7 protein-coding genes are annotated in these 11,768 nt (G+C 57.4%); 3 read left to right on the top strand and 4 right to left on the bottom strand.

Annotated elements, in window-relative coordinates; translation table 11 throughout:
• Together P349_RS26450 and P349_RS26675 are read left to right on the top strand one after the other, a co-directional pair.
• The coding region (locus tag P349_RS26450) for a hemagglutinin repeat-containing protein (RefSeq protein ID WP_193745678.1) at positions 1–6,743 on the top strand (6,743 nt) is incomplete at its 5' end.
• Positions 6,744–7,250: 507 nt separating this feature from the next.
• Positions 7,251–7,427 carry a hypothetical protein gene (locus P349_RS26675; RefSeq protein WP_193745677.1) on the top strand — a complete coding sequence of 59 codons (177 nt, stop codon included), beginning with the start codon at positions 7,251–7,253 and terminating at the stop codon, positions 7,425–7,427.
• A 113-nt stretch (positions 7,428–7,540) separates the two neighbouring features.
• Here P349_RS26675 and P349_RS03445 read toward each other — a convergent pair whose 3' ends face one another.
• From P349_RS03445 to P349_RS03460, 4 genes are all read right to left on the bottom strand, one after another.
• Complete coding sequence (locus P349_RS03445) at positions 7,541–8,629, bottom strand: AAA family ATPase (protein WP_032650672.1); 1,089 nt, start codon at positions 8,627–8,629, stop codon at positions 7,541–7,543.
• A 145-nt stretch (positions 8,630–8,774) separates the two neighbouring features.
• Positions 8,775–9,734 (bottom strand): YbgA family protein, encoded by a 960-nt coding sequence (locus P349_RS03450; protein WP_024906657.1) that lies wholly within the window; start codon positions 9,732–9,734, stop codon positions 8,775–8,777.
• A 102-nt stretch (positions 9,735–9,836) separates the two neighbouring features.
• Positions 9,837–10,250 (bottom strand): hydroxyisourate hydrolase, encoded by a 414-nt coding sequence (gene uraH, locus P349_RS03455; RefSeq protein ID WP_032650675.1) that lies wholly within the window; start codon positions 10,248–10,250, stop codon positions 9,837–9,839.
• Positions 10,251–10,349: 99 nt separating this feature from the next.
• Positions 10,350–11,075, bottom strand: a complete 726-nt coding sequence (locus tag P349_RS03460) for a MerR family transcriptional regulator (RefSeq protein ID WP_032650677.1) — start codon at positions 11,073–11,075, stop codon at positions 10,350–10,352.
• 117 nt (positions 11,076–11,192) lie between these two features.
• Here P349_RS03460 and P349_RS03465 point away from each other — a divergent pair, with 117 nt between their 5' ends.
• Entirely contained in the window at positions 11,193–11,717 is a 525-nt protein-coding gene (locus P349_RS03465) for a lipocalin family protein (RefSeq protein ID WP_032650679.1), read from the top strand.
• Positions 11,718–11,768 lie beyond the last annotated feature (51 nt).

The following is an 11,768-nucleotide window of genomic DNA, read 5'->3' as shown; positions in this document are numbered from 1 at the left end:
TGGCCCTCAGCGGGACGCTGACCAACAACAGCGGAGGCGAAATCGTCAGCCGCGATGCGCTGACGCTGACCACGCCCGCGCTGTTTAACTACGGCCTGATCCAGGGCGGCGGTGAGACGCGGGTGACAGCCTCCTCCCAGGCGCGTAACGACGGAAGGCTTCTCTCCGGCGCACGCCTGACGCTCGGCACGCCGCAGTTCACCGGCACTGGCTGGCTGCAGGCCACCGACCTGATCCTGAATGCGGCAAACGCCATCAACGGCGGCACGTGGGTGGCCGATCGCGCCACCCTGACCGGCACCAACTTCGCCAGCCAGGGCACTACCCAGGCGGGACAGCTGACGGTTAACTACGGCCAGCTGAACAACAGCGGCACGCTGCTCGGCAACGCGCAGCTGAACATTAATGCCGACCAGGTGACCCAGAGCGCGGGCGGCAGGCTGCTGAGCGGCGGCAACCTGTGGCTGCAGAGCCGGGGGCTGGACCTGACCGGCCAGCTGGTGTCCCTGGGGGACTTAACGCTGCAGCTGACGAACGCGTTTACCAGCCGGACCGCCGTGGCGGCAGGCAGAACCCTGACCATCAACAGCGGCGGCGACATCGATAACCGCAGCGTGCTGCAGGGGCAGGCGGTCAACCTGAACGCGGGCGGGCAGCTCAACAACAACGGACAAATCACAACCGGCGGCGGCGCGAGTACGCTCTCCGGCAGCAGCGTGGCGCTGAACGCCGCGGGCTCGGTGCAGGGCGGGGGCGACATCACCGTGGCCAGCCGGAGCAATATTACCGTGGACGGCTTCACCGGCACGCGCGGCTCGCTGACCCTGAGCGCGCCGGGCGCCATCGTCAACACCGCGCTGCTGTACGCGGCGAATAACCTGGCGCTGTTTGCCGACAGCATCACCAACCAGCGCGGTGACATCATGGCGGGGAACAACCTGTGGATGCAGCGGGATGCGGCGGGGAACGCGAACAGCCAGGTGGTGAATACGTCGGGGAATATTGAGACGCAGAATGGGGATATTACGGTTAAGACGGCTAATTTGCTCAATCAACGTGCCGGATTAACGTCAACCACAACCACAAGTACGTCGCCAGCGTATGGTTGGGTTGGGCAGGCAACTGTTGACATACCCGTGTCGGTTCTCGGAATTGATACGCTTGTTCGAGATAGCTACAGCACTTATACCCATGACGGTTCAGGTACATGTGGGGGAGTTCCCTGTTTCATGTATGAGGACACGCATTACTACTACAGACCGATTACTGGTTATGGAACCCGTAAATATGCATTAAATCAGACAGCACAGGTTGTAAATGCTGAAGGTGGAAGCGCTCGTATTTCTTCCGGGCGTAACCTGACTATCACTGCCGCAGAGTTGAACAATCAGGCGAGTGCAATCCTGGCGAATAGCAATATTACGCTTACAGGAAACACGCTGAATAATCAGAGCTATCAGAGCGGAACTTATACAGAATATGCTGTATATAAATATGTAAGCCCCTCATATGGCGGGGGTTCTCCTGGCTCCTACTCTCCAACCCATCGCAATACTTACTACGACAATGACGTAACCTATGTATTAGATGGGCATGTCACAGAAAGTGAAAATGGCGAAACATTCCGCGCCGTCATCCAGGCGGGCGGTAACGTCACCGCAAACTTCACCAGTAACATCAGCAACACCAATACCACTGCGAACGCGGGCGGCGTCAGCAACGTTATCTCCACGCCGTCGCTGAACACCCTCAGCAACCAGAGCGTCGGCAGCGGCGTACAAAAACAGGGGCTGAGCAATACCGGCACCGTGGCGGTGAACTCGCCGCAGTGGAACGATCAGCTCCAGGGGGCGCTGCAGCAGATTAACGGCGGCGGCGCGCTGGAAAACGGCGGCGCGTCCGGCACGCCTCTCAGCAACATTGGCACCACGCAGAAAGGCAACGCCAACCTCGGCCAACTGGGCGCGCTGGCGAACGCGGGGGTCACCACCGCCGATCTCAGAACCGCTCAGGGCGGAGCCGTCGGGCATTATCAGGGACAGCGCGTCGATACCAGCGCTTACCCGCTGCCGTCGGGCAACAACGGCTATTTTGTTTTCTCCGACAATCCGAAAAGCCCGTACCTGATCAGCATCAACCCGAAACTGAACGGTCTCGGACAGCTTGATCCCGCCCTGTTTGCCGACCTGAACGCAATGCTCGGGGTCAAACCGTCGTCCACGGCGCCGCAGGAGACGCGGCTGGCGTTTACCGACGAGAAGCAGTTCCTCGGCTCGTCTTACATGCTCGGCCGCCTCAACCTGAACCCGGATTACGATTACCGCTTCCTCGGCGATGCGGCGTTCGATACCCGCTATGTCTCCAACGTGGTGCTCAACCAGACCGGTAACCGCTACCTGAACGGCATCGGTTCCGATCTGGATCAGATGCGCTATCTGATGGACAACGCCGCAGCGGCGCAGCAGTCGCTGGGCCTGCAGTTTGGCGTGTCGCTGACCGCCGATCAGATTGCCGCGCTCGACCACAGCCTGCTGTGGTGGGAGAAAGCCACCGTCAACGGCGAAACCGTGATGGTACCGAAACTCTACCTGTCGCCGAAGGACGTCATCGTCAATAACGGCAGCGTGATCGCGGGTAACAACGTCACCCTGAAGGGCGGCGACATCACCAACAGCGGCAGCTCGCTGCTGGCGAAAAACAGCCTGACGCTCGACAGCCAGAACAGCATCAGCAACCTCAACAACGGCCTGATGAAAGCGGGCGGCGACCTGAACCTGAGCGCCATCGGCGATATCAATAACATCAGCTCAACCATCAGCGGCAAAACGGTCGCGCTGGAGAGCCTGGACGGCAGCATCAACAACCTGACCCAGGTTGAGCAGATTGATATCAACGCCGGAGGGAAGTACGGCAACATCGGCCTGAAAGACACGCTGCTGGGCAACACGGCGTCTATTACCGCGCAGGATGGCCTGTCGCTTGAGGCGGGGAAAAACATCACCGTCACCGGGGCGAACCTGGCCTCCGGCGGCGATATGCTGCTGAACGCGTGGGGCGATATTGCCGTCAACGCGAATCAGATCAACGACGCATTCAGCTCCAGCCGGGAGAAAACCAGCCGTTCGTCCGTCACGTATCAGGGCAGTAACGTCACCGCGGGCGGCAACCTGCTGGTGAACGCCGGGCACAACCTTGACGTGACCGCCAGCGACCTGAAGGCGGGCGGCAGCGCGGGGCTGAGCGCGGGCAACGATCTGAACCTGAACGCGGAGCAAACAAGCGAAAGCAGCCGGAAAGGGAAAAGCGAATCCCACAGCACCGGGCTCGACCGCACCACGATTTCCGCAGGCGATAACCTGGTCCTGAAGGCCGGACAGGATATCAACGCTCAGGCCGCCGCGCTGGCAGCGGAGAAAAGCGTCGGGCTGCAGGCGGGTCGCGACGTGAATCTGGCTGCGGAAGAGACCACGCAGGGCGACAGCTATAGGTCAGGCAAGAAAACCGTTATTAACGAGTCCGTACGCCAGCAGGGAACCGAGATCGCCAGCGGGGCGAATACCCAGATCCTCGCCGGGCGCGATGTCACTACCGAAGCCGCGCAGGTGACGGCGAAGGGCGATATCGGCGTGGCGGCAGGCCGCGACGTCAATCTCAATACCGCAACCGAAAGCGATTATCACTACAAAGAGCAGACCAAAACCAAAAAAGGGTTCCTGAGCAAGAAAACCACCCACACCATCGAGGAGAACAGCGCGACGCGTGAATCCGGCTCTTTGCTGAGCGGCGATAACGTGCAGGTCGTTGCGGGCAATAACCTGCTGGTGAACGGTTCCGCCGTGGCGGGTGATGGCGACGTGAAGCTTAAGGCGGGCAACAACGTCGATATTGTGGCGGCCACAAACAGCGACACCTCCTGGCGCTTTAAGGAAGAGAAAAAATCCGGCCTGATGGGCTCGGGCGGGATTGGTTTCACCATCGGCAGCAGCAAAAGCACGCACGATCTTCGTGAGAAGGGCACCACCCAGAGCCAGAGCTTCAGTACGGTGGGCTCGACGGGCGGTAACGTCGCGATTTCTGCCGGAAACCAGGCCCACGTCGGCGGCGCGGATCTTATCGCCGGGAAGGATTTAAGCCTCAGCGGCGACAGCGTCATCATTGAGCCGGGGCACGACAAGCGCACCCGGGATGAAACCTTCGAGCAAAAGAAAAGCGGGCTCACCGTGGCGCTCTCCGGCACCGTCGGTAGCGCTATTAACAATGCCGTGAGCGCGGCGCAGGAGACCAAAGAGCAAAGTGATGGCCGTCTGAAAGCCCTTCAGGCCACCAAAACGGTGCTGTCCGGCGTGCAGGCCGGGCAGGCAGCGGATATGGCGTCAACCACCGGCGACCCGAACGCAATGGGTGTGAGCCTCTCGCTGACGACCCAGAAGTCGAAATCACAGCAGCATGCTGAGAGTGATGCGGTGGCAGGCAGCACGCTGAACGCAGGCAGCAATCTCTCCATCACCGCGAGCGGCAAAAACAAAGGTACAAACAGTGGCGACATCGTGATTGCGGGCAGCCAGCTGAAAGCCGGGGGCGATACTACGCTGGATGCACAGAACGACATTCTGCTGTCCGGCGCGGCGAATACCCAAAAAACCAGCGGCAAGAACAGCAGCAGCGGTGGCGGCATTGGCGTGAGCATCGGTGCCGGCGGCAACGGTGCGGGTATCAGCGTGTTTGCCAACGTCAACGCCGCGCATGGCAAGGATAAAGGCAACGGTACCGACTGGACCGAAACCACGATCGACAGCGGCAAAAACGTCACCCTAAAAAGCGGGCACGACACCGTTCTTGATGGCGCTCAGGTTAACGGCAATAAAATCGTGGCAGATGTTGGTCACGACCTGCTGATGCGCAGCCAGCAGAACAACAGCGACTACGACAGCAAGCAGACCAGCGTTGCGGCGGGTGGCAGCTTCACCTTCGGCACTATGTCCGGTTCAGGCTATATCAACGCCAGCCAGGACAAGATGAAGAGCCGCTTTGATTCGGTGGCCGAACAAACCGGGCTGTATGCCGGGGACGGCGGCTTCGATATCACCGTGGGGCATCATACCCAGCTTGATGGCGCGGTTATCGCCTCTACCGCCACGCCGGACAAAAACAGCCTCGATACCGGGACGCTGGGCTTCAGCGATATCCACAACGAAGCGGACTTTAAAACCTCGCACTCCGGTATCAGCCTGAGCGGCGGCGGCAGCTTCGGGGATAAATTCCAGGGTAACCTGCCGGGCGGCATGATCTCCGCTGCGGGTAATAAAGGCCATAAGGAAGGCACCACGCAGGCCGCCGTGGCAGAGGGCTCCCTCACAATCCGCGACAAAGCAAACCAGAAGCAGGACGTGGCCGATCTGAGCCGCGACACCGAACATGCCAACGACAGCATCAGCCCAATCTTCGACAAGGAGAAAGAGCAGAACCGCCTGAACGCAGTTGGGATGATCAGCGACATTGGTAGCCAGGTGGCGGATATTGCCAGGACGCAGGGTGATCTTAACGGGCTGAAGGCGGCCCAGAAAGAAACCGGCGCAACACTACCTGCAAACGCAACAGAGAAACAGCGCCAGGATTATCTGGCGAAACTGCGTGATACCCAGGCATACAAAAACGTGATGGTGACCTACGGAACCGGCAGCGCCATGCAGCGCGGCATCCAGGCGGCCGCAGCAGCGCTGCAGGGACTGGCGGGCGGCAATATCGGAGGGGCGCTGGCGGGCGCGTCAGCACCGGAGCTGGCGAACATCATCGGCCATCATGCAGGCATTGATGACGATACGGCGGCAAAAGCGATTGCCCATGCCATCCTCGGCGGCGTAACCGCAGCCCTTCAGGGCAACAGTGCCGCAGCGGGTGCTGTGGGGGCCGCATCCGGCGAACTGATTGCGACAGCGATTGCCAAACAGTTTTATCCGGACACAGACCCGTCGATGCTGACGGAAGAGCAGAGGCAGACCGTGAGCACGCTGGCGTCTGTTTCAGCGGGCATAGCTGGCGGGATTGCTGGGGGAAATACGGCTGGCGCGGCGGCTGGTGCCAGTGCAGGGAAGAACAGTGTTGAGAATAATTTCCTTGGTGCGACATCTTCGGACAAGCTTGATAAAGCTATTGAGAAAATAAAGCTGGGTGATAGATCGCTGGCGGCGGCTAATGACGTGATTAAACTGGAAAATGCTGATAAACGTAGTGATGCGCTAATGGATAAGTTTCGGCGCGATCCTTCTTCATTATCAGAATCTGAACGAACTGAATTAAATACCTATGTTAGAGTCTATGCTGCTGAAATGCAGAATGTTTATGGTGCAGATAGAGCTAAAGAGATGGTGCAGAATCTTTTTGCCTATCCTGGTTATGAACGTAATCCTGACAATGGAGTTTTGAATCAGGCCCAGAGCATTGTAAATACCTGGGGTTACCATGAGTCTAATGCCAGTATTGGTGATGCGCCTCTTATGTTTGGTAGTAGTGTGCTGGGAATTACAATAAGAGAAGGTATGGCTGTTAATGCTGCGATAGGAACAGCAGTGAATACTGGTTTTCAACTTAGTGGAAAGGAACCATTCAGCTACGTTGATGCCATTATGGCGGGAGTAGCATCTGCCGCAACTACAGGGAAAGGCTGGAAAGTATCAGCGGCAATCAATATGGGGGGGCTGCGATTGGTAGTGCGATTAAAGGGGAAGACCCGACTAACTCTGTGATAAGTACGGGATTTGGAAGTGTAGCTGGTAGTGTAGGAGGGAAAGTTGTTGATTCATTGTCTCCAGTAGCTGATCAAGTGACAAAGGATGTTATTGGCGCAGTTACAGGTTCTACTGCTTCTGAATTTACAGGAAAAGTGGTAAAAGATGAATTAGACAAACGGGAGAAGAAGCAATGAGTGTCTTCAATAAGGTTGGTATCTTTTGGCTCCTTTTCTTAGTTGTGTACTGTACAGTTCTACTCACTATTGTTCTTTTCGTATGCCAGTTCGGAGTGTCAACAATTTTTTATTTTAACGATGGTGAATTCCTTTTTTCATGGAAAAAGGCATTACATATCGCATTAATAAAAGGAAGTATTACAGGATTAATATTAGGTGTAGGGATATGGTTAAAAAATAAACTACATGAGTATCGCCGGAAAAATGATCGCTGAGGATAGCTCACTGAGCGACTTGCTGGATGAAGTGTCTCACTGCAAAACGGCCCGGCAGATGGCGCAAGAGCGTGTCGAAGCAGAAAACGAATGAGTTTTATAAGAAAAAACTGTGCCGTTTTATAGAGGCACACAGTGCGCTTGATTATCTCGCCACCGTTATCGGGATTATAAGGGGTGCAGATGATGTTGTTGGCAAAGTAATCAAGGGTGTAGGAAAACTCAATTTCAAAAGTTTAAGTGGATGACAATTAAAGTCGAAAAATGAACCGCTCACCAGCAATCGTCGTCGGATAGAATTGTTATCGAGAATAGTTAGCATGAGCGAGATGCGAAAAAACAGCCTCCGTGCCCATTGAGACTACCCCAGCCTCTCCACCCTCGTCTCCCCCTCCACCATCGACAGCTGATACAGCGAAAACGACCTCTGCTTCTCAATCAACGTCGCCAGCTCCGGCGAGTGGCTGGTGAGCCAGATCTGCGAGTAGCGGCTGGCCTCGGCGATTAAGCTCGCCAGGGCGGGCAGCATCTGCGGGTGCAGGCTGTTTTCCGGTTCGTTCAACGCGATAAACGCCGGTGGGCGCGGGCTGAGCAGCGCCACCGCCAGGCATAGAAAGCGCAGGGTGCCGTCGGAGAACTCCGCCGGTTCCAGCGGCCTGCTCAGCCCCTCGCGCTGCATCATCATCCGGAATCGTCCGCCGGTGTTGTCGCTGTAAAACACGCAGCCGGGGAAGGCCTGGTCGAGGATGCGCATCAGCAGCAGCTCGTCGCCAATCTCGATGATAGTCTGAAACGCGGCAGCCAGGTTGGCACCGTCGCTGGCCAGCACCGGGGAGCGGAAACCGACCTGCGGAGCCCGCATCGCCGAGCCGGATGAAACAGAAAACTCATGATAAAAGCGCCAGTTACGCAGGGATTCGCGCATCTGGGACACTTCCGGGTAAAGGTGCGGTTCGCCGAGCTGTCCGAATACCGATTCGTTCTCGTACAGCGTGCCGCTGTGGGTCACCTTCTCGTGATGCACGTTGTTCAGAAACACCGCCTGGTTCTTACGTTTCATCAGCTGTGACGAAGGCCGACGGTGCTGGCCGCTCAGCCAGATGGACTCCTCTTTGATCACCGGGTCGAGCTGAAACTGCGAGGGATAGGGCAGCTTCTCCACAAACCCGACCTGCAGCTCGTATTCGTAGGTCTCTGTTTCCACCGCCAGATTCATCCGCCGCAGCTGGTCGCTGCGGGTTTTGCCTGCCCAGAACACCTTCAGAATGCCGCCCTCGTTCGCCAGCGCCTGGGAAAACTGCCCCTGGGCGGCGCTGTGCATCAGGTGTATCGCCTTGTAAATATTGGATTTCCCGGTACCGTTCGGCCCGAAGACGATGTTGAGCTGCTCCAGCTCCAGCGACATCTCGCGGATGGAGCGATAGTTTTGGATGTGCAGGGTGTTGATCACAGGCAGGCCCCTTTTGCAGAATAGGCCTGTATATAATCACAGCCTTTGAGATAAAATGCAAAAAAGAGACGACAGTGAGGATGTCGTCTAAACGGGGTACTGCTTTGGGCCTCTACGGGTCAATGGGGCCTTCGCATTTTTATGATCACTTGACTGCCAGACGCAGACCCAAATCATCAGGATAGGGATCAAAGTAGTTTTGCGTCATCAGATATCGGTCGGGGTATTCGGCCAGGTAGTGCTTCAGCAGCGTGATCGGGGCGAGAATAGGCAACTGCCCGTTGCGATAGTGCAGGATCACGTCGCGCAGCTCGCCGCGCTGGCGGGTGTTCAGCTGGCTACGGAAATACCCCTGAATATGCATCAGCACGTTGGTGTGATTTTTCCGCGAGGCGGGTTTTTTCAGGATGGTCATCAGCTTTTCCCGATACGCCACGAAGAAGGCGTCCAGGTCTTCCCACTCGTGCAGCGAGGCAACGAACGGGCCTATTTCACGGTAGCCTGCCTGATGGTGCGCCAGAAGCTGAAGTTTGTAACGGCTGTGGAAGTCCAGCAGCGCACGGCGCGTGAGGCCATTTTTACGCAGCGCGTTCAGTTCGTGCAGGGCAAAAACACGTTCGACAAAGTTTTCCCGCAGCACCGGATCGTGCAGACGTCCATCCTCTTCCACAGGCAGCCACGGCCAGGTTTCAAGGAGGGCGGCGGTGAACAGCCCGACCCCCTCCTTGCGGCCCCGGTTGCCGTTTTCATCATACAGACGCACGCGTTCCATGCCGCAGCTTGGGGATTTAGCGCAGACGATAAAACCAGCGAGATCGCCGATTTTCGGCAAAAAATCTGCCGTAAAGTCCGCCATTTTCTGCGTAACGTCTTCGTGAGGCGCATGGCTAAAACGCATTTGCGTTTCACCGTGTTCCGTCACGATCAGACGCAGCGCCGGGCGAGGGGTCGGCAGGCCGATGGCCATTTCCGGGCAGACGGGCCTGAAATTCACCCACTGGGCCAGCTCATCCATGACGAAGCCCATACGCTTGTGTCCGCCGTCAAAGCGAACGGCGGATCCGGTCAAACATCCGCTAATACCGAGCACAGGTTTCGTTGTCATGGTGTTGTCCTCCCGTTCATATAACTAAAACTTACACAACATGACTAATTTGTCCAAGTATTCGCGGAGCTATTTTTTATAATCCTTTAAAATCAATGCGTCTTAACTGCCCTTATAGGTCGAGTAACCGTACTGGCTCAGCAGAAGCGGGATGTGCAGCTTTTCGTTGGTGCGGGTCACGGTAAACAGCACCGGGATCTCCGGGAAGAAGGAGTCGAGCTTTTTGCCGTGGAAGTAATCTGCGGTTTTGAAGGTCACTTTATACACGCCAGGCTGCATGTCCTGATCCTGCGGATAGAGCGATTTGATGCGTCCGTCGTGGTCGGTTTTGCCGCTGGCAATCGGGGTCCATTTGTCCTGCTGCTGCTTCTCCAGCGTGACGGTGACGCCCGGTGGAGGCGTGCCGGTTTGCTGGTCGAGGATGTGTACGCTCAGGGTGCCGACCGGGGCGGCGCTAAAGGCGGCGGGGGTAAAGGCCATCGCGGCCAGGATCAGCAGAGGGGCAGTTTTTTTCATGGTGTTTTCCTGTGGAATTATTCGTCACAGGAAAACGTTAGCATCTGCGGCGCGGGAAAATATTCAACTTTTCGTGAAGATTCCCGCAGGAGAAAATGATCAGAGGATAATCACTTCAAGCGATACCTGCTGCTGCCACTGCTCCAGCTGCTTTTTCCGCCCGGCGGTGAGTTTGCCGCTGGTGACCAGCAGCCATTTGCGCTCCGGGAAAATTTCCGGTGCCAGCGCGTCAGGCGGAACCGGCAGGATGTCGATCCGGTGGCCCTGCCCGGTGCGCGTCAGGGCTTCGAGCCAGATCTCGCACGGGTCGTTGAGGTGCCAGCCGCTGAGCAGAATATTATCGCCCGGCGCTTTTTTATCGCCTTCGAGGCAAAACGAGGTGTAGGCGATGAGGATGCCGTCGAGGATCGCGCGCAGGGTCATGGCGGCGGCGACGTTGGCCGAAACCTGGCTGCGCAGCGGGCGCAGCACGTTCGCGACCAGCTCCGGCCTTGGGTACTCGCGTCCGGCGTCGTAAATCATCTGGCGCAGGGATTCGACTTTACCGTCCTGCAGGCGTTGCAGCATGTTCTGCTGCAGGGTTTGCCAGTTGTTGGTCCGACCCGGCGTCGGGCGTTCCAGCAGCGGTTTAACCTGGCCAATCGGAACGCCTTTTTTTACCCAGTCGAGGATTTTGAGCGCCTGCTGGACGTCCTCATCGCTGTACTGGCGGTGTCCGCCTTCCGTGCGCTGTGGCTTGAGTAAACCATAGCGACGCTGCCACGCCCGCAGGGTGGTGGCGGTGATGCCGCTGAGTCGGGCGAATTCGCCGATGGAGTAAGCCATGTCCGTGTCCAGAGTGGAGGAATACTCTCAATATACTACGAATTTTCCCGAACGGGATGAAGCGCCGAAACGGTGCACTACACTTAACGTCCAACCGTGCAAATGAAAGGAATTCTCATGAAGCTATGGCCTGTTGTGACCGGTGTTGCCATTGCGCTGACGCTGGTCGCCTGTAAATCCCCCACGCCGCCGAAGGGCGTGCAGCCTATTTCCGGTTTTGACGCCAGCCGCTATCTCGGCAAATGGTATGAGGTCGCCCGTCTGGAAAACCGCTTTGAACGCGGGCTGGAGCAGGTAACCGCCACCTACGGCAAGCGCAGCGACGGCGGCATCAGCGTGCTCAACCGGGGCTATGATCCGGTGAAGAACAAATGGAATGAGAGCGAGGGGAAAGCGTACTTTACGGGCGAGCCGACCACGGCCGCGCTGAAGGTCTCCTTCTTCGGCCCGTTCTACGGTGGCTATAACGTGATCAGGCTCGACGATAAGTACCAGTACGCGCTGGTCAGCGGCCCGAACCGCGATTACCTGTGGATCCTGTCGCGCACGCCGACCATCCCGGATGCGGTGAAGCAGGATTACCTGAACACCGCGCGCAGCTTGGGCTTCCGGATTGACCAGCTGGTGTGGGTGAAGCAATAAAAATCGTGCTTTCTTCCTGGGGCATTACTGGCTCGCCTGGATAGACTTCCG

This window comes from Enterobacter sp. DC4, from assembly GCF_000568095.1.
GTDB classification, from domain to species: Bacteria; Pseudomonadota; Gammaproteobacteria; order Enterobacterales; family Enterobacteriaceae; genus Enterobacter; species Enterobacter pseudoroggenkampii.
Note: the sequence above shows the minus strand (reverse complement) of the source record. Positions and strands in the feature narration are given on the sequence as shown.

Bases quoted from the DNA above. Each gene is read 5' to 3' on its own strand.
- P349_RS03465 (WP_032650679.1), top strand. From the start codon at position 11,193: ATGAAGCTATGGCCTGTTGTGACCGGTGTTGCCATTGCGCTGACGCTG.
- P349_RS03450 (WP_024906657.1), bottom strand. From the start codon at position 9,734: ATGACAACGAAACCTGTGCTCGGTATTAGCGGATGTTTGACCGGATCC.
- uraH (WP_032650675.1), bottom strand. From the start codon at position 10,250: ATGAAAAAAACTGCCCCTCTGCTGATCCTGGCCGCGATGGCCTTTACC.
- P349_RS03460 (WP_032650677.1), bottom strand. From the start codon at position 11,075: ATGGCTTACTCCATCGGCGAATTCGCCCGACTCAGCGGCATCACCGCC.